This is a genomic window from Pseudomonas sp. MWU13-2862, assembly GCF_023242495.1.
GTDB lineage: Bacteria > Pseudomonadota > Gammaproteobacteria > Pseudomonadales > Pseudomonadaceae > Aquipseudomonas > Aquipseudomonas gingeri_D.
Map to the genome: position 1 here is coordinate 194,375 of NZ_JALMEZ010000003.1, position 17,252 is coordinate 211,626.

Consider the following 17,252-nt stretch of genomic DNA (forward strand, 5'->3'; position numbering starts at 1 on the left):
TTCTGTTCAAGACGACACAGCCGGACTTCCTTGCGGAGAGTCCGGCTGTGTTTATTGGGGATACCCGATCACAGACACAAAATTCTGATCAACCCCCGACCTGTAGGAGTTGGCTTGCCAGCGATGAGGCCCGCAGACCTTGCATTGCCCTTACAGACGCCATCGCCAGCAAGCCGGCTCCCACAAGTTTCGCTGCGGTCTCAAGAGCCGAGGCGTTACAACTTGATCCAGGTCGCCTTCAGCTCGGTGTACTTGTCGAACGCATGCAGCGACTTGTCACGGCCGTTACCCGACTGCTTGAAGCCGCCGAACGGTGCGGTCATGTCGCCGCCATCGTACTGGTTCACCCACACGCTGCCGGCCCGCAGGGCCTTGGCGGTCAGGTGCGCCTTGGAGATGTTCGCGGTCCAGACCGCCGCCGCCAGGCCATAGGGCGTGTCGTTGGCAATGCTGATCGCCTCTTCCACGCTGTCGAAGGCAATCACCGACAGCACCGGGCCGAAGATTTCTTCCTGGGCGATCTTCATCGCGTTGCTCACGCCATCAAAGATGGTCGGTTCGACGTAGGTACCACCGGTTTCCTGCAGGGTCCGCTTGCCACCGGCCACCAGCTTGGCGCCATCGGCATGACCCGATTCGATATACGACAGCACGGTGTTCATCTGCTGGGTATCCACCAGGGCACCGACATTGGTCTCCGGGTCCAGCGGGTTGCCCGGCTTCCAGGCCTTCAGCGCTTCGATCACCAGCGGCAGGAAGCGGTCCTTGATCGAACGCTCCACCAGCAGGCGCGAACCGGCGGTGCAGACTTCGCCCTGGTTGAAGGCAATGGCGCTGGCCGCGGATTCGGCGGCGGCCTGCAGGTCCGGAGCATCGGCAAAGACGATGTTCGGGCTCTTGCCGCCGGCTTCGAGCCAGACGCGCTTCATGTTGGACTCGCCGGAGTAGATCAGCAGTTGCTTGGCGATCTTGGTCGAACCGGTGAACACCAGGGTGTCGACATCCTGGTGCAGGGCCAGGGCCTTGCCGACGGTATGACCGTAACCCGGCAGCACGTTCAGCACACCCGCCGGAATACCGGCTTCAACCGCCAGGGCGGCAATGCGGATCGCGGTCAGCGGGGACTTTTCCGAAGGTTTGAGAATCACCGAGTTACCGGTGGACAACGCCGGCCCGAGCTTCCAGCAAGCCATCATCAACGGGAAGTTCCACGGCACGATGGCCGCGACCACGCCCACCGGCTCACGGGTCACCAGACCCAACTGATCGTGGGGAGTAGCAGCCACTTCGTCATAGATCTTGTCGATGGCCTCGCCGCTCCAGCTCAGGGCCTGGGCCGCGCCGGGTACGTCGATATGCAGGGAGTCGCTGATCGGCTTGCCCATGTCGAGGGTTTCCAGCAAGGCCAGCTCCTCGGCATTGACCTTCAGCAACGCGGCAAAACGAATCATCGCCGACTTGCGCTTGGCCGGGGCCAGGCGCGACCAGACACCGGAGTTGAACGTCGCGCGGGCACTCTCGACCGCACGCTGGGCATCGGCCGCATCGCAACTGGCGACGCTGGTCAGCAGGCGGCCATCGACCGGGCTGATGCACTCGAAGGTCTCATTCGAGACCGCCGCGGTGTATTCACCATTGATGTAGGCACGGCCTTCAATCTTCAGCTCACGGGCACGTTGTTCCCAGTCAGCACGAGTCAGGGTGATCATTCGAGTGTCCTCCTCTTATTGAAATACTGGAACCGTGCGCTCTTGCGCCAGCACCGTTCGGAATTCTGCCCAACGAGCCTCGATTCAGGCCCATGGCACCCACCACCCTAAACCAGCGGCACCTGAAGTTTCAATATATTTGACAAAGACTCGTCAAACGCCGTTGCCATGTTCGTTTTAATAAACATAGACTCGGTGCTTGCGACCCAAGGCCCGTCACCGCAGAGGAAGAGCACCATGAGTATCCAGGACATCGTCGATTTCAGCGAAGCCACCACCGTACCGGAACGCTTTCGCCCGGCAGAGGAGAAAGTGTTCAAGGGCGATCCCGAGCAAACCATCTACAACCACTATGGCAGCCCCTGCGGGCAGATGAATGCCGGCGTCTGGGAGGGCGCGGTGGGCCAATGGACGGTGAACTACACCGAACATGAATACTGCGAAATCGTCCAGGGCGTCTCGGTGCTGCGCGACGCGGACGGCAACGCCAAGACCCTGCGCGCCGGCGATCGTTTCGTGATCCCGGCGGGCTTCAAGGGCACCTGGGAGGTGCTGGAGCACTGCCGCAAGATCTATGTGGTGTTCGAGCAGAAAGCCTGATCAGACCTGGACGCACCAGATACGCGGATCCTGGGCAGGCTGGGCCGGGTAGGGAATATCCACCTTGATGTCATCGCGCTCGAAACGCATCCGACTGTCAGCGGTTTTCTCGAACTCGTCCCTGGTCAGGGCCAAGATCCAGTAAAGATCCAACTGACCACAATCCTCGCTCACATGGGTAGCGACCGTCGCTGCCCTGAGGTCAATGCGGCCATCGCTCAAGACGAAGGCGGCATCAATCCCGACTTCAATTTTCTCGGGCTGTGTAGCCAGACGGTAGGAATGCGTGGGATTGAAGCTCCCTTGCATAACCTGGTTCGGCACCAGCAAACGCTTCCCTGCCGGGTCGTTGAAACGCGGCAGGAACGAATCGAAAACTTGCGCTGTCTGTCGATTGGACTCGGCAATGACCTCCCGAATACGTCGCCCCATCAACTCGTCAGGGGGAGTATCCAGAGGCGGCACCGAATCCAGCAGCATCGCTACGGGCGTTTCTCCCCGGGCGACGCGCGGCAGCCAGTCCACACCCTGCTGCTCAAGCAGATAGCCGGCTAAAGCACCCAACGCATAGCTTTCATGATCGGCAGCCAGATAATCATCTCGCGCCAGCAGGCTCAGTTCCTCAAGCATGAGTACCGACCACTCATGGGAGAGTGGACGCGCGCCCAGCACCAGCGGCCGAACAATCGCCTCCACATAACGCGCACTACCTTCGGAACGATCAGTGCCATGAATGTGCTTCAACTCGTCGGCATACCCGCTTGACCATTGGCGATACCAATAACTGGCCCGCCGCAAAGCATCGGCCCGCCCCTGAGCCGCCGCCAGCAGGTGACGGATCAACTGGTTGCGATGCATGCGCGGCTCGGCGGCGGCAGGGTACAAAGTGCTGCGATCCGATCCCGGGGAGAATGCCCAGCTCTTTTCGTCCTCGGCGTAAAAATGAAAGGCTTCGTGGGTTGCCAGACTGAACACATCGGGAATCGCTCGCGGATCTTCCAGCCGCTGCAGTTCGTCCGCCGGCAGTTCCTTTCCCAGACCGATAAAGACAGACGGACGCCCCCGCCAGAGGATCTTGTCGAAGGATTTGTATTCGTAGGAAACCCCAAGCGTCCTGACCGCCTCCATATCGATCTCGCTCCCCCCCTGCGCGTTCATCAGCCAGGCCCGCTGCCCGTCGCTGGTCAACAACTGGACATCCGCAAACACACGGGTGATTTCATTGAACGCGGCCAATGCGGACCAGCCGATCCGAGTGGCCTCGATCATCCTGCGTACGTAGGCATCGGTACTGGTTTCGGCCTTGGCCGACTGAGCCGCCGAAACCGCAATACTCCCCGCTGCCAGGACCACCAGCAGCAGAATTCCAAACATCCTCGCAATCATCATGAGCGTTCTCCACATCCGCATCCTTTCGGTGTTCACCCCAGTCTAGGAAAGGCGCAACGGGAAAAATGTAGGAATCAGCCATGCAATAGGCAGGAGCCGGCCGAAAAAAGGCGAAAAAAAACCCCGAACCAGTCGGGGTTTTTCTCGAAAAACAAAATCAATTACTTGATTTTGCCTTCCTTGTAGATCACGTGCTTACGAACAACCGGATCATATTTCTTGATCTCGATTTTGTCCGGAGTAGTGCGCTTGTTCTTGTCAGTCGTGTAGAAATGACCAGTACCGGCGCTCGAGATCAAACGAATCAATTCACGCATGATTTAGCTCCCTTATACCTTGCCATCGCGACGAAGTTCGGCCAGCACGACATCAATGCCGCGCTTGTCGATGATACGCATGCCCTTGGCGGATACGCGCAGACGCACAAAACGCTTCTCGGACTCGACCCAGAAGCGGTGATGCTGCAGGTTCGGCAGGAAACGACGACGGGTTTTGTTGTTTGCGTGGGAAATGTTATTCCCAGTCACCGGACCCTTACCGGTAACTTGACAGACTCTAGACATGCCTCAGCCCTCTAAAACCACATGCCCAACCCGGCATGGGTTGGCCGCTTAATCTCTCAGTCATTTGGCGCCAGGCGCCGCGTTTCTTTAAGGGTCTTACCGGCTACACCTACAAGCGAAGGAACCGGGCCCCTAGAAAAGAGCGCTGCTTTATACCAGAAAGACTCAAGTGCAACAACATCAAGTGCGATTAAAACCTCGACGGCGCACCGTCAATGACCGGCCAGGACGCCAGCAACCTGGGCTGGCGCCCTGAAAGGCCGCTCGTCGCACAACACCGGCCAGCGGCGCAAAAGGCCCGGCAAACCGTGCGGTGAAAATATCGGGGGAAGCAGGCAAACTGAAAAATCCGCTAAAAACGGGATAGTCAATTACCGTCCATACCTCTAGGGTAGGACTTTTCCAGACTGCACTCGCAGATGGGACAACGACCTGCAAAGGATACTGAATATGCGTCTCGCTGCCCTACCGCTATTGCTCGTCCCCTTCCTCGGGGTATCGGCCCAGGCCGCCACCACCCTGAGCGTCTGCACCGAAGCCAGCCCCGACGGGTTCGACGTGGTGCAGTATAACTCGCTGAGCACCACCAATGCCTCGGCCGACGTGCTGATGAACCGCCTGGTGGACTTCGACGCCGACAGCGGCAAGCTGGTGCCCAGCCTCGCTGACAGCTGGACCGTGTCCGACGACGGCCTGGTCTACGAGTTCAGGCTGCATCCGGGGGTGAAATTCCATCACACCGACTACTTCAAGCCGACCCGCGACCTGAGCGCCGCCGACGTGCGCTTCAGCTTCGAACGCATGCTCGACCCGGCCAACCCATGGCACCAGATCGCCCAGAGCGGCTTCCCCCACGCCCAGTCGCTGCAACTGCCGAGCCTGATCAAACGAATCGAGGCGGTTGATCCGCTGACCGTGCGCTTCACCCTCGACCACCCCGACTCGACCTTCCTCGCGGCCCTGAGCATGGGCTTCGCCTCGATCTATCCGGCGGAATACGCCGACAAGCTGATGGCCGCGGGCACCCCGGAAAAACTCAACAGCCAGCCCGTCGGCACCGGCCCGTTCGTGTTCGGCCGGTTCCAGAAAGATGCCTCGATCCGCTACAGCGCCAACCCGGACTACTTCGCCGGCAAGCCGGCGGTCGACAACCTGGTCTTCGCCATTACCCCCGATGCCAACGTCCGCCTGCAGAAGCTGCGGCGCAACGAATGCCAGATCGCGCTCTCGCCCAAGCCCCTGGATGTCACGGCTGCCAGTAAAGAGCCGACGCTCAAGGTGGAAAGAACCGCGGCCTTCATGACCGCTTTCGTAGCCATCAACAGCCAGCATCCCCCCCTGGACAAACCGGAGGTACGCCAGGCGATCAACCTCGCCGTCGACAAGACCAGCTACCTCAAGGCCGTGTTCGAAGAAACTGCCGAGGCCGCCAACGGGCCGTACCCGCCCAACACCTGGAGTTACGCCAAGGACCTGCCCGGCTACGCCCATGACCCGGAAAAAGCCAAGGCCCTGCTGGCCAAGGCCGGGTTCAAGGACGGTTTCCAGACCACCATCTGGACACGTCCGTCGGGCAGCCTGCTCAATCCCAACCCGAGCCTCGGTGCCCAGCTGTTGCAAGCCGATCTCGCCGAAGTCGGCATCCAGGCGCAGATCCGCGTGATCGAATGGGGCGAACTGATCCGCCGGGCCAAGGCCGGTGAGCACGACCTGTTGTTCATGGGCTGGGCTGGCGACAACGGCGACCCGGACAACTTCCTGACCCCACAATTCTCCTGTGCGGCGGTGAAATCGGGCACCAACTTCGCCCGCTACTGCGATGCGGGCCTGGACAAGCTGATCAGTGCCGGCAAGACCACCAGCGAGCAAGGGGTGCGCAGCAAGCTGTACGAGCAGGCCCAGGCGCAGATCCAGCAACAGGCGCTGTGGGTGCCGCTGGCGCATCCTACGGCCTTCGCCTTGCTGCGCAAGAACGTCCAGGGCTATGAAGTGAGTCCGTTCGGGCGGCAGGATTTTTCCAAGGTCAGCCTCAAGCCTTGAAACCGGCACACCCTCTGCAGGAGCCGGCTTGCCGGCTCCTGCAGGGGATCGTTCCCGGACCGTTACATCCAGCCACGCTCCATCATCGACAAGGGCTCGCCCTCGCCGACGATAAAGTGATCGAGCACCCGCACATCGACATATTCCAGCGCCGTTTTCAGTCGCTTGGTCAGCACGTGATCAGCCTGGCTGGGCTCGGCAACCCCCGAAGGGTGGTTGTGACACAGGATCAACGCCGCCGCATTGTGCGCCAGCGCCCGCTTGACCACCTGCCGAGGATAGACACTGGTGTTGTCGATGGAGCCGTGAAACAGCGGCTCGAACGCCAACACCCGGTGCTTGCTGTCGAGAAACAGGCAGGCGAACACCTCATGGGGCTCATGACGCAGCATCGCCTTGAGGTAATCGCGGACCGCCCGCGGGCTTTCCAGCACCGAGTCGCGGCGCAGGCGCTCGGCCAGATGCCGTCGGGCCATCTCCAGCACTGCCTGCAATTGTGCAAATTTGGCCGGCCCCAGGCCCAACTGGCGACCAAACGCCTGCTGGTCGGACTCCAGCAGATTGCGCAGGCTGCCGAACCGACTCAACAGGTGCCGGGCCAGGTCCACCGCGCTCTTCCCGGAAACCCCGGTACGCAGAAAGATCGCCAGCAACTCGGCGTCCGACAGGCTCGCCGCCCCCTGCTCCAGCAATTTCTCCCGGGGCCGCTCCGCCGCCGGCCAATCACGAATACTCATTCCACCTCCCTGTCCTTGTGGCGCCGCTGTTCCCTGGCGGTCGCTGTGTTATCTTAGCCCATCATTTTTACCCCTGATCTGGCCTGGGGAGGCGTCGTCAGGGGGTCGCCATCACCGGACTAAAAGGCAGGTCTATGCAGCGGCTGTATCGGAAACGCATCGTTCTCGGCGTCGGCGGCGGCATTGCTGCCTACAAGAGCGCCGAGCTGGTTCGCCGACTCCTCGACCAGGGCGCCGAAGTGCGCGTGGTCATGACCCGTGGCGGCAGCGAGTTCATCACCCCCCTGACCATGCAGGCGCTGTCCGGGCATCCGGTGCACCTGGACCTGCTCGACCCGGCCGCCGAAGCCGCCATGGGTCATATCGAGCTGGCGAAATGGGCCGACCTGGTGCTGATCGCCCCGGCCACCGCCGACCTGATCGCGCGCCTGGCCCAGGGTATCGCCAACGACCTGCTGACCACCCTGGTGCTCGCCACCGACGCCACCGTGGCCATCGCCCCGGCGATGAACCAGGCCATGTGGCGCGACCCGGCCACCCAGGCCAACACCCAATTGCTGCAAAGCCGCGGCCTGAAAGTCTTCGGCCCGGCCTCCGGCAGCCAGGCCTGCGGCGACGTCGGCCTGGGGCGCATGCTCGAAGCCACGGACCTGGCGCAATGCGCCGCCGATTGCTTCCAGCACCTGGCCATGACCGGCAAACACGTGCTGATCACCGCCGGCCCGACCCAGGAAAACATCGATCCGGTGCGCTACATCACCAACCACAGCTCCGGGAAAATGGGCTTCGCCCTGGCCGAAGCCGCGGTGGAAGCCGGTGCCCGGGTGACCCTGATCACCGGCCCCGTGCACCTGCCGACCCCGGACCGGGTGACCCGCATCGACGTGGTCAGCGCCCGCGACATGCTCGCCGCCTGCGAAGCGGCCATGCCTTGCGACCTGTTTATCGCCTCGGCAGCGGTCGCGGACTACCGCCCGGAAGTCGTTGCCCCGCAAAAACTCAAGAAAGACCCTACGAACGGCGACGGCCTGCTGCTGCAGATGGTGCGTAACCCGGACATCCTGGCCACCATCGCCAGCCGCGTCGACCGTCCGTTCAGTGTCGGTTTCGCCGCCGAAACCGAACATCTGCTCGACTACGCCGCGCGCAAGCTCAAGGACAAGAACCTCGACCTGATCGTCGCCAATGACGTGGCCAACCCCAGCATTGGCTTCAACAGCGAGGAAAACGCCTGCAGCGTGATCGACCGCGAGCTCCACGCGACGCTGTTTGCCCAGACCAGCAAGGGCAAGATTGCCCGCCAGCTGGTTTCCTTTATCGCCGAACGACTGAACCAGGTTTAATTTTCATGCACGCTTTGCAAGCCAAGATCCTCGACCCACGCATCGGCGGCGAATTCCCGCTGCCGCAGTACGCCACGCCCGGCTCCGCCGGTCTCGACCTGCGCGCCATGCTCCAGCAGGACACCGTACTGGAACCGGGCCAGACCTTGCTGATCCCCACCGGCCTGTCGGTGTACATCGGCGATCCGGGCCTCGCCGCCCTGATCCTGCCGCGCTCCGGCCTGGGCCACAAACACGGCATCGTGCTGGGCAACCTGGTGGGCCTGATCGACTCCGACTACCAGGGCGAACTGATGGTGTCCTGCTGGAACCGCGGCCAGACCGCCTTCAACATCGTCGTCGGCGAGCGGATTGCCCAACTGGTGCTGGTGCCGGTGGTCCAGGCGCACTTCGAACTGGTTGAAACCTTTGACGAAAGCCAACGCGGTGCCGGCGGCTTCGGGCATTCGGGCAGCCATTGACCTAAGCTGGTCCAGGCCCGGTCCGAACGGTGCGCGTTGAATTTCAGGATGACCCTCTCGGAGGCAGTATTTGAAAGGCTTCAAGCGCAGTGCAAAGACCGCCGGCGGTCATGAAAGCAACGGCCATGCGCCTCCAGGCGACGCCACCAGCCCCCTGTTACCGGGATTGCAGATTGCCTTGGGCGGGTTGGCCCTGGCCGCCGCGCTCCTGTGGCTTGGCGTAGTCGCGCCCTGGAACCAGGCGCTGCGCGGCAGCCTGGTGCAGACCCCGGGTGCCGTCGCGGCCGCGGGCCTGAGCCAGGCCAGCAGCGACCTGATCGCCCAGACCGAGGCGACGGCCCTTGATCCTTCGCTGCTCAAGGCCCTGCAAAGCCAGAACGCCGACCAGGTCAAGGCCGCGGAAGCCGGCTTGCGCTTCGCCAGCGGCCTGGTGGACGCGCAACTCTACCTGCCCGGCCAGGCCCAACCGAGCAATGACCGCGCCGCGCCGCTGAATTTCTCGGCGCTGGACCTGATCACCCGCGCCGAGCGCGGCACCCGACCCGCACCGGAAGCCTACAAGATCGGCCAGCGCTGGCTGGTCTACAGCGTGGCCTCACTCAAGGCACCCGCCGCCACCCAAAGCAGCGGCACCCTGCTGCTGGTCTTCGACCTGCAACGCCTGCTCCAATCCCTCAGCACATTCCACCCGGAGACCGGCGAACTGCGCCTGACGCAAAGCGTCCTCGGCAGCCCGGAACAGGTGCTGGACCAGCGCGGAACGGCGGCAACCGACGAAAGCGTTGCCTTTGGTACCGGCAACCCCAACTGGACGCTGAAATTCAGCCCAGGCCCCTCGCTCAAACTGTCCTATCCCCTGAGCGCCTACGCCCTGACAGCCCTCGCCGCCCTGCTCGCCCTCGGCGGCGCCCTGCTGGGCACCTACCTGCCGTACAAACGCCTGCAGAACCGTCTCGACGGCGATGCCCGACAGCTGGAGCAACTGTTTCGCGAACTCTCCGGCGGCAAAGCCGTCAAAGCCTTCAGCTTGAGCCTGCCGGCCCTCAATGGGCTGGCCCAGGAACTGGCGCGCTTTTCCTTGCGCAATGGTCATCCCGAGCCTGTCGGCAGTGATCCAGGCACCGCGATCCGCAGCGCCCCCGCGCCGATCCAGTCCACGACGCCAAGTACCGTCTCGGCCGATCCGCTGTTCCAAGACACCGACATTCTCGATATCGATATTCTCGACGAACACCAGGATTTCCTGGGAACGGAGCCCACCCACACCATGAACAGCACCGCACCTGCCATCCCGAGCTTCCCTGACAGCATCTTCCGCGCCTACGACATCCGTGGCACGGTCCCGGAGACCCTGAACGGCGAAACCGCCTACTGGATCGGCCGCGCCATCGGCGCCCAGAGCCTGGCCCAGGGCGAGCCCAACGTGTCGGTCGGCCGTGACGGTCGCCTGTCCGGGCCGGAGCTGGTCCAGCAGTTGATCCAGGGCCTGCACGACAGCGGCTGCCACGTCAGCGATGTCGGCCTGGTGCCGACCCCGGCGTTGTACTACGCCGCCAACGTGCTGGCCGGCAAGTCCGGGGTGATGCTCACCGGTAGCCACAACCCGTCGAACTACAACGGTTTCAAAATCGTCATCGCTGGCGACACCCTGGCCAACGAGCAGATCCAGGCCCTGCACACCCGCCTCAAGAACAACGACCTGAGCAGCGGCAAGGGCAGCGTCGAGAAAGTCGACATCCTCATCCCGTACTTCGAGCAGATCCGCAACGACATCGTGCTGGCGCGGAAACTCAAGGTGGTGGTCGACTGCGGCAACGGCGCCGCCGGGGTCATCGCCCCCAGGCTGATCGAAGCCCTGGGCTGTGAAGTGATCTCGTTGTTCGAAGAGGTCGACGGCCACTTCCCCAACCACCACCCGGACCCGGGCAAGCCCGAGAACCTGGTGGACCTGATCGCCAAGGTCAAGGAAAGCCATGCCGACCTGGGCCTGGCCTTCGACGGCGACGGCGACCGCGTCGGCGTGGTGACCAACACCGGCAGCATCGTCTTCCCCGACCGCCTGCTGATGCTGTTCGCCAAGGACGTGGTGGCGCGCAACCCTGGCGCGGACATCATCTTCGACGTCAAGTGCACCCGCCGCCTGACGCCCCTGATCCGCGAATACGGTGGTCGCCCGGTGATGTGGAAAACCGGTCACTCGTTGATCAAGAAAAAAATGAAGGAAAGCGGCGCCCTGCTCGCCGGCGAAATGAGCGGCCATATCTTCTTCAAGGAACGCTGGTTCGGTTTTGACGACGGTATCTACAGCGCCGCGCGCCTGCTGGAGATCCTCAGCCAGGAGAAATCCAGCGCCGAGGAGCTGTTCGCGACCTTCCCGAACGATATTTCCACGCCGGAAATCAATATCAATGTGACCGACGAGAGCAAATTCAGCATCATTGATGCACTGCAACGCGACGCCGACTGGGGCGATGCCAACCTGACCACCATCGACGGTGTGCGGGTCGACTATCCCCAGGGCTGGGGCCTGGTCCGCGCCTCCAACACCACCCCGGTGCTGGTCCTGCGCTTCGAAGCCGACAGCGAAGCCGAATTGCAGCGCATCAAGGACGTGTTCCACGCCCAATTGAAACGTGTTGCGCCTGATCTCCCACTACCGTTCTGACCTCTGGAAGGTGTAAAAGCGTAGTCTTTGCACCGTCCGACCACTTGTTCCACCGGAGCCCTGAATGACCCTCGAACGCGATGCCGCTGCCAATACCGCCAAGGTTCTTTCCGAAGCGTTGCCTTACATCCGCCGATACGTCGGCAAGACACTGGTGATCAAGTACGGCGGCAACGCCATGGAAAGCGAAGAGCTGAAAACCGGTTTTGCCCGCGACATCGTGTTGATGAAAGCGGTGGGGATCAACCCGGTGGTGGTCCACGGGGGTGGCCCGCAGATCGGTGACCTGCTCAAGCGCCTGTCCATCGAGAGCCACTTTATCGACGGCATGCGCGTGACCGACGCCCAGACCATGGACGTGGTGGAAATGGTTCTCGGCGGCCAGGTAAACAAGAGCATCGTCAACCTGATCAACCGTCACGGCGGCAGCGCCATCGGCCTGACCGGCAAGGACGCCGAGCTGATCCGCGCGAAAAAGCTCACCGTGACCCGCCAGACCCCGGAAATGACCCAGCCGGAAATCATCGACATCGGCCAGGTCGGCGAAGTGGTCGGGATCAACACCGATCTGCTGAACCTGCTGGTCAAGGGTGATTTCATCCCGGTGATCGCACCGATCGGCGTGGGTGCCAATGGCGAGTCCTACAACATCAACGCCGACCTGGTGGCGGGCAAGATCGCCGAGGCCCTGAAAGCCGAGAAGCTGATGCTGCTGACCAACATTGCCGGCCTGATGGACAAGGAAGGCAAGGTCCTGACCGGCCTGAGCACCACCCAGGTGGATGGACTGATCGCCGACGGCACCATCTATGGCGGCATGCTGCCGAAGATCCGTTGCGCACTGGAAGCGGTACAGGGCGGGGTTGGCAGCTCGCTGATCATCGACGGTCGCGTGCCGAACGCGGTGCTGCTGGAGATCTTCACCGATACCGGCATGGGCACCCTGATCAGCAATCGCAAGCGTCACTGATCAAGCCGAAGCACGGACACGAAAACGCAATACCCCCTGTAGGAGCCTGGCAAGCCAGGCTCCTACAGGGATCGCGTCGGCCGTCGCTACGAGCGAGGGTCAAGGCAGTATTTACAGGCTCGTGCCGACCACACCTCAGTGCGTCAGCTGCTCCACCCGCGCCCGATCCACCGCGAAGTCCTGCTGCGCCTGGACCCGTGCCGCCTGGTAGCGGGCAATATCGGCCCTCATCCGCGCCTGCTCATCCCGTAGCCCCGCGAGTTGCCCGAGCAATTGCGGCGACACCTCGTGCCCCGCCCGCTCCTGCTCCGCCGCCTGGCCTTGCAAACTGGCCTGCTGCGCCAACAAGGCGTTGAGGTTGGTCTGGATACTCGCAATCATCGCGTCCAGCTCAGCGAGTTTCCGAGCCTGGGCCTTGTCGACCTCGCCGACGCTGGAATAACGCTGCAACAGCTGCGCATTGGCATCGGCCTGGGCTTTCTGCGCCTGCAAGCGCGCCAACTCCTCGGCCGTCGGCGCCGGCGCAATCGTCTGCACCACCCGACCGCGCGAGTTCAGCACCTGATAACCCTTGCCCGCGTACTCCGGGGGAACCTGGCGGTCGAGCACCGTGACGCCCTTGCCATCGACATAGCGATACAGCAGCACGCCGGATGCGTCCTCGGCCTGAACGGCAAAGGACACACAGAGCATCAGGGGCAACCACCGATACCCACGGCGCAAGGGAGGTCAGATTCCGTATTGCGCGCGATAAGCCTCAACCGCAGGCAAATGCTGCTTGAGCTGCTCATCGTTGGCCAGGAACTGCAGGACCTGGGTCAGGGAGACAATGCTGACCACCGGGATCGCGAAGTCACGCTCGACTTCCTGGATCGCCGACAGCTCGCCATTGCCGCGTTCCTGGCGGTTGAGTGCGATCAGCACGCCGGCAGGCTTGGCGCCCTGGGCCTGGATGATCTGCATCACCTCGCGGATCGCGGTGCCAGCGGTGATCACGTCGTCGATGATCAGCACATCGCCGGCCAGCGGCGCGCCGACCAGGCTGCCGCCTTCGCCGTGGGCCTTGGCTTCCTTGCGGTTGAAACACCAGGGCAGATCACGCCCGTGATGCTCGGCCAGGGCCACGGCGGTGGCCGCCGCCAAGGGGATACCCTTGTAGGCCGGGCCGAACAGCACGTCGAACGCAATGCCGCTCTCGACGATCGCCGACGCATAGAAACGCCCCAACTGGGCCAGGGCCGAACCGCTGTTGAACAGACCGGCATTGAAGAAGTAAGGACTGGTACGTCCCGACTTCAGGGTGAACTCACCGAAGCGCAAAACCCCGCGATCGATGGCAAAACGAATGAAGTCGCGTTGATACGCCTGCATGAAAAAAGCCCCAAATACCACGGATTTAGCTAATTAGGTAGACCTTGGGGTATCATACACGCACGTGATTTTTGGGGCCATTTATGCGGATCATCAGTGTGAACGTCAATGGTATTCAGGCCGCAGTCGAGCGTGGTTTGCTCAGTTGGCTGCAAGCTCAGAATGCCGACGTCATCTGCCTGCAGGACACCCGCGCCTCCGCCTTTGAACTGGACGACCCAGCCTTCCAACTGGATGGCTACTTCCTTTATGCCTGCGATGCCGAAGTCCCCGCCCAGGGTGGCGTGGCTCTGTATTCGCGGTTGCAACCGAAGGCTGTCATCAGCGGTCTCGGTTTCGAGACGGCAGACCGCTACGGGCGCTACCTGCAAGCCGATTTCGACAAGGTCAGCATCGCGACCTTGCTGCTTCCCTCGGGGCAGAACGGCGATGAAGACTTGAACCAGAAGTTCAAGCTTATGGACGACTTCGCCCGCTATCTGGACAAGCAGCGGCGCAAACGTCGCGAATACATCTACTGTGGCTCGCTGTACGTCGCGCAACAGAAGCTGGATATCAAGAACTGGCGCGACAGCCAGCAATCCCCGGGCTTCCTGGCGCCGGAACGGGCCTGGATGGACGAGATTGTCGGCAACATGGGCTATGTCGATGCCCTGCGCGAAGTCAGCCGCGAAGGCGACCAGTACAGCTGGTGGCCGGATAACGAACAGGCCGAGATGCTCAACCTCGGCTGGCGTTTCGACTATCAGCTGCTGACCCCGGGCCTGCGCCGTTTTGTCCGTAGCGCACGCCTGCCGCGCCAGCCGCGTTTCTCGCAGCACGCGCCGCTGATCGTCGACTACGACTGGACCCTGACCATCTAAGGGTCTTTTCGCAGTGACAAAAAAGCCGACTTTACGTCGGCTTTTTTGCGTGTCGCCGCTGGATATGGCGGTGCCTGTGCGGCCTATTCGCGGGCAAGCCCTGCTCCTACAGTTCGCCGTCGAGCACAAAATCTGTGTACGACACAATACTGTAGGAGCAGGGCTTGCCCGCGAACAGGCCCTCAAAAACGCCGCAAACCTCGCAGGAACAGCACCAGGACCTACTTGATCGGCCGCCAGGTGAAGGGATAGCGGTAAGCCACGCCTTCATTGGCCTTGACCCCGGCAATGATGGTCAACACCACCGCCGCGATCACCAGCAAACCGAACAGCGGAATACCGATCAGCACGAACATCAGCGGGATGCAGACCATCGCCGCAATCGCCACGGTGATCTGGAAGTTCAGCGCTTCCTTGCCCTGGGCGTCGATAAACGGATCCTGCTCGCGCTTCATCTGCCACAGGATCAGCGGCCCGATCAGGCTGCCGAACGGAAACCAGTAGCCGAGAAACGCCGACAAATGACAGAACATCGCCCATTGCCTGACTTCCTGGCTCGGTGTCGGTACGGGTAGTTGCTCGTCACTCATGGCGCTCTCCTTATGCTGGTAACGGTTCGAATCCTCAGTCGGCCAAGGTGGCGTTCTGCAATTCGAAGATTTCGTTCATGCCTTTCTGTGCCAATGCCAGCATCGCGTTCAGGTCTTCAGGCTGGAACGGCGCGCCTTCGGCAGTGCCCTGGACTTCGATGAAACCACCGGTACTGGTCATGACCACGTTCAGGTCGGTCTCGGCGGCCGAGTCTTCCAGGTAGTCCAGGTCGAGCACCGGCTCGCCCTGGTACATGCCCACCGATACCGCGGCGATCATCTGCTTGAGCGGGCTACCGCCCTTCAGGCCGCCACGCTTCTTGATCACTGCCAAAGCGTCGACCAGCGCGACCATGGCACCGGTGATGGACGCGGTGCGGGTGCCGCCGTCGGCCTGGATCACATCGCAGTCGACATACAGGGTCACATCGCCCAGCTTGGACATATCCAGCGCGGCGCGCAGCGAACGGCCGATCAGGCGCTGGATCTCCAGGGTCCGGCCGCCTTGCTTGCCGCGGCTGGCCTCACGCTGGTTACGCTCGCCGGTGGCGCGCGGCAGCATGCCGTACTCGGCGGTCAGCCAACCCTGGCCCTGGCCCTTGAGGAAACGCGGCACACCGTTCTCGACGCTGACCGTGCAAATCACTTTGGTATCACCAAACTCGACCAGTACAGACCCCTCGGCGTGTTTGGTGTAGTTGCGGGTGATGCGGATCGAGCGAAGCTGATCGGCGGCGCGACCACTTGGACGTTTCATTGGGAATACCTGTACGAGGACGGAAATCTACTGGGCATTATAGAGGCCAGGGACTGTGCTGGGCACCTCTAAATACCTCATGCCACCCGCCGACCCTGTAGGAGCGAGCTTGCTCGCGATGGACGTCAACGATAACGCGGGAAACCTGATACCCCGCGGTGCCTGGACTACCATCGCGAGCAAGCTCGCTCCTACGGGGGGTTTGGGGGCAGCGGCCGCACTGCGCTACAATCCTGCGCCTTTGCTGCCTGTCGGCTTTAATTCATTCATCGGTCCGGCCCGCCCAAACGGCGGCGAACCTGAATCGCGAGGTACTTCCATGGTCCACAGCATGACCGCCTTCGCCCGCGTCGAAAGCGCCGTCAGCCAGGGCACCCTGAGCTGGGAGCTGCGCTCGGTCAACAGCCGCTACCTGGAACCCCACCTGCGTTTGCCGGAATCCTTCCGCGACCTCGAAGGCGCGGTTCGCGAAGCCCTGCGCCAGGGCCTGTCCCGGGGCAAGCTGGAATGCACCCTGCGCTTTACCGAGGAAACCACCGGCAAGGCCCTGCAGATCGACCGCGAGCGCGCCACCCAACTGATCGCCGCCGCCGAAACCGTCGCCGGCCTGATCAAGCAGCCCGCCGCGCTGAACCCGCTGGAAGTGCTTGCCTGGCCCGGCGTGCTGGTGGCCGACGCCAGCGACCCGCAGGCCCTGAACAACGAAGCCCTGGCCCTGTTCACCCAAGGCCTCGAGGAACTCAAGAACGGCCGCCAGCGCGAAGGCGCGGAGCTGGCCCGCTTGATCGTCGAGCGCCTGGACGCCATCGAAGGCGATGTCGCGACCCTGCGCGAACAGGTTCCGCAGATGCTCGCCACCCAGCGCCAGAAAGTCCTCGACCGCTTCGCCGACATGAAAGCCGAGCTGGATCCGACCCGCCTGGAGCAGGAAATGGTCCTGCTGGCACAGAAAAGCGACGTGGCCGAAGAACTCGACCGCCTCGCCACCCATATCATCGAAGTCCGCCGGGTGCTCAAGTCCGGCGGCGCGGCCGGCCGACGCCTGGACTTCCTGATGCAGGAACTCAACCGCGAAGCCAACACCCTCGGCTCCAAGGCCTTCGACCCGCGCAGCACCCAGGCGGCGGTCAACCTCAAGGTGTTGATCGAGCAAATGCGCGAACAAGTACAGAACATCGAGTAAGGCTAACCCGA

Annotated in this window: 17 protein-coding genes; 8 read left to right on the plus strand and 9 right to left on the minus strand. The window is 62.5% G+C overall.

What is annotated here, in order from left to right; genetic code table 11:
- Window positions 1–215 precede the first annotated feature (215 nt).
- A complete protein-coding gene (locus M5C56_RS06745; RefSeq protein WP_103497899.1) occupies window positions 216–1,709 on the minus strand; it encodes an aldehyde dehydrogenase in 1,494 nt (497 codons plus the stop codon).
- Window positions 1,710–1,946: 237 nt separating this feature from the next.
- Between M5C56_RS06745 and M5C56_RS06750 the strand changes: the two genes are divergently transcribed.
- The gene (locus tag M5C56_RS06750; protein ID WP_103497897.1) at window positions 1,947–2,309 is read left to right on the plus strand and encodes a cupin domain-containing protein; all 363 of its coding nucleotides are present in this window, start codon (window positions 1,947–1,949) and stop codon (window positions 2,307–2,309) included.
- On the opposite strand, the gene M5C56_RS06755 is transcribed toward M5C56_RS06750, so the two are convergent.
- From M5C56_RS06755 to rpmB, 3 genes are all read right to left on the minus strand, one after another.
- Entirely contained in the window at window positions 2,310–3,698 is a 1,389-nt protein-coding gene (locus tag M5C56_RS06755; protein ID WP_103497896.1) for a hypothetical protein, read from the minus strand. It lies immediately after the preceding gene.
- Between the two features lie 161 nt (window positions 3,699–3,859).
- Window positions 3,860–4,015 (minus strand): 50S ribosomal protein L33, encoded by a 156-nt coding sequence (rpmG, locus tag M5C56_RS06760; RefSeq protein ID WP_003177274.1) that lies wholly within the window; start codon window positions 4,013–4,015, stop codon window positions 3,860–3,862.
- A 12-nt stretch (window positions 4,016–4,027) separates the two neighbouring features.
- The gene (gene rpmB, locus M5C56_RS06765; RefSeq protein ID WP_007921114.1) at window positions 4,028–4,261 is read right to left on the minus strand and encodes a 50S ribosomal protein L28; all 234 of its coding nucleotides are present in this window, start codon (window positions 4,259–4,261) and stop codon (window positions 4,028–4,030) included.
- Window positions 4,262–4,711: 450 nt separating this feature from the next.
- Between rpmB and M5C56_RS06770 the strand changes: the two genes are divergently transcribed.
- Window positions 4,712–6,301, plus strand: coding sequence for an ABC transporter substrate-binding protein (locus tag M5C56_RS06770; RefSeq protein ID WP_103497894.1), 1,590 nt, complete (start codon window positions 4,712–4,714; stop codon window positions 6,299–6,301).
- A gap of 62 nt (window positions 6,302–6,363) precedes the next feature.
- Here M5C56_RS06770 and radC read toward each other — a convergent pair whose 3' ends face one another.
- Complete coding sequence (gene radC / locus M5C56_RS06775) at window positions 6,364–7,038, minus strand: DNA repair protein RadC (RefSeq protein ID WP_100942176.1); 675 nt, start codon at window positions 7,036–7,038, stop codon at window positions 6,364–6,366.
- Between the two features lie 134 nt (window positions 7,039–7,172).
- Here radC and coaBC point away from each other — a divergent pair, with 134 nt between their 5' ends.
- The 4 genes from coaBC to argB all read left to right on the plus strand — a co-directional run bounded on the left by coaBC (window position 7,173) and on the right by argB (window position 12,477).
- The gene (gene coaBC / locus M5C56_RS06780; protein WP_103497893.1) at window positions 7,173–8,381 is read left to right on the plus strand and encodes a bifunctional phosphopantothenoylcysteine decarboxylase/phosphopantothenate--cysteine ligase CoaBC; all 1,209 of its coding nucleotides are present in this window, start codon (window positions 7,173–7,175) and stop codon (window positions 8,379–8,381) included.
- Window positions 8,382–8,386: 5 nt separating this feature from the next.
- Window positions 8,387–8,842, plus strand: a complete 456-nt coding sequence (gene dut, locus M5C56_RS06785; RefSeq protein ID WP_100942178.1) for a dUTP diphosphatase — start codon at window positions 8,387–8,389, stop codon at window positions 8,840–8,842.
- Between the two features lie 1,267 nt (window positions 8,843–10,109).
- Window positions 10,110–11,507: a phosphomannomutase/phosphoglucomutase gene (locus tag M5C56_RS06790; protein WP_247263089.1), complete on the plus strand. Its 1,398-nt coding sequence runs from the start codon at window positions 10,110–10,112 to the stop codon at window positions 11,505–11,507.
- Between the two features lie 64 nt (window positions 11,508–11,571).
- Complete coding sequence (gene argB, locus M5C56_RS06795; RefSeq protein ID WP_103497890.1) at window positions 11,572–12,477, plus strand: acetylglutamate kinase; 906 nt, start codon at window positions 11,572–11,574, stop codon at window positions 12,475–12,477.
- Between the two features lie 135 nt (window positions 12,478–12,612).
- Here the strand turns inward: argB and M5C56_RS06800 are convergent, their stop codons facing one another.
- Complete coding sequence (locus M5C56_RS06800) at window positions 12,613–13,170, minus strand: DUF4124 domain-containing protein (RefSeq protein WP_103497918.1); 558 nt, start codon at window positions 13,168–13,170, stop codon at window positions 12,613–12,615.
- 36 nt (window positions 13,171–13,206) lie between these two features.
- Window positions 13,207–13,848: an orotate phosphoribosyltransferase gene (gene pyrE / locus M5C56_RS06805; protein ID WP_103497887.1), complete on the minus strand. Its 642-nt coding sequence runs from the start codon at window positions 13,846–13,848 to the stop codon at window positions 13,207–13,209.
- Between the two features lie 83 nt (window positions 13,849–13,931).
- On the opposite strand from pyrE, the gene M5C56_RS06810 reads away from it, so the two are divergent.
- Window positions 13,932–14,711 carry an exodeoxyribonuclease III gene (locus M5C56_RS06810; protein WP_003176915.1) on the plus strand — a complete coding sequence of 260 codons (780 nt, stop codon included), beginning with the start codon at window positions 13,932–13,934 and terminating at the stop codon, window positions 14,709–14,711.
- Window positions 14,712–14,932: 221 nt separating this feature from the next.
- Here the strand turns inward: M5C56_RS06810 and M5C56_RS06815 are convergent, their stop codons facing one another.
- Together M5C56_RS06815 and rph are read right to left on the minus strand one after the other, a co-directional pair.
- Window positions 14,933–15,301, minus strand: a complete 369-nt coding sequence (locus M5C56_RS06815; protein WP_103497885.1) for a DUF4870 domain-containing protein — start codon at window positions 15,299–15,301, stop codon at window positions 14,933–14,935.
- Window positions 15,302–15,335: 34 nt separating this feature from the next.
- On the minus strand, window positions 15,336–16,058 hold the full coding sequence (gene rph, locus M5C56_RS06820; protein ID WP_103497884.1) for a ribonuclease PH: 723 nt from the start codon (window positions 16,056–16,058) through the stop codon (window positions 15,336–15,338).
- Window positions 16,059–16,377: 319 nt separating this feature from the next.
- On the opposite strand from rph, the gene M5C56_RS06825 reads away from it, so the two are divergent.
- A complete protein-coding gene (locus tag M5C56_RS06825) occupies window positions 16,378–17,241 on the plus strand; it encodes a YicC/YloC family endoribonuclease (protein ID WP_103499223.1) in 864 nt (287 codons plus the stop codon).
- Window positions 17,242–17,252: the final 11 nt, after the last annotated feature.

What these genes read in the sequence shown, in the direction of transcription:
- M5C56_RS06745 (WP_103497899.1), bottom strand. Translation starts at nt 1,709, where the DNA reads ATGATCACCCTGACTCGTGCTGACTGGGAACAACGTGCCCGTGAGCTG.
- M5C56_RS06750 (WP_103497897.1), top strand. Translation starts at nt 1,947, where the DNA reads ATGAGTATCCAGGACATCGTCGATTTCAGCGAAGCCACCACCGTACCG.
- M5C56_RS06755 (WP_103497896.1), bottom strand. Translation starts at nt 3,698, where the DNA reads ATGATGATTGCGAGGATGTTTGGAATTCTGCTGCTGGTGGTCCTGGCA.
- rpmG (WP_003177274.1), bottom strand. Translation starts at nt 4,015, where the DNA reads ATGCGTGAATTGATTCGTTTGATCTCGAGCGCCGGTACTGGTCATTTC.
- rpmB (WP_007921114.1), bottom strand. Translation starts at nt 4,261, where the DNA reads ATGTCTAGAGTCTGTCAAGTTACCGGTAAGGGTCCGGTGACTGGGAAT.
- M5C56_RS06770 (WP_103497894.1), top strand. Translation starts at nt 4,712, where the DNA reads ATGCGTCTCGCTGCCCTACCGCTATTGCTCGTCCCCTTCCTCGGGGTA.
- radC (WP_100942176.1), bottom strand. Translation starts at nt 7,038, where the DNA reads ATGAGTATTCGTGATTGGCCGGCGGCGGAGCGGCCCCGGGAGAAATTG.
- coaBC (WP_103497893.1), top strand. Translation starts at nt 7,173, where the DNA reads ATGCAGCGGCTGTATCGGAAACGCATCGTTCTCGGCGTCGGCGGCGGC.
- dut (WP_100942178.1), top strand. Translation starts at nt 8,387, where the DNA reads ATGCACGCTTTGCAAGCCAAGATCCTCGACCCACGCATCGGCGGCGAA.
- M5C56_RS06790 (WP_247263089.1), top strand. Translation starts at nt 10,110, where the DNA reads ATGAACAGCACCGCACCTGCCATCCCGAGCTTCCCTGACAGCATCTTC.
- argB (WP_103497890.1), top strand. Translation starts at nt 11,572, where the DNA reads ATGACCCTCGAACGCGATGCCGCTGCCAATACCGCCAAGGTTCTTTCC.
- M5C56_RS06800 (WP_103497918.1), bottom strand. Translation starts at nt 13,170, where the DNA reads ATGCTCTGTGTGTCCTTTGCCGTTCAGGCCGAGGACGCATCCGGCGTG.
- pyrE (WP_103497887.1), bottom strand. Translation starts at nt 13,848, where the DNA reads ATGCAGGCGTATCAACGCGACTTCATTCGTTTTGCCATCGATCGCGGG.
- M5C56_RS06810 (WP_003176915.1), top strand. Translation starts at nt 13,932, where the DNA reads ATGCGGATCATCAGTGTGAACGTCAATGGTATTCAGGCCGCAGTCGAG.
- M5C56_RS06815 (WP_103497885.1), bottom strand. Translation starts at nt 15,301, where the DNA reads ATGAGTGACGAGCAACTACCCGTACCGACACCGAGCCAGGAAGTCAGG.
- rph (WP_103497884.1), bottom strand. Translation starts at nt 16,058, where the DNA reads ATGAAACGTCCAAGTGGTCGCGCCGCCGATCAGCTTCGCTCGATCCGC.
- M5C56_RS06825 (WP_103499223.1), top strand. Translation starts at nt 16,378, where the DNA reads ATGGTCCACAGCATGACCGCCTTCGCCCGCGTCGAAAGCGCCGTCAGC.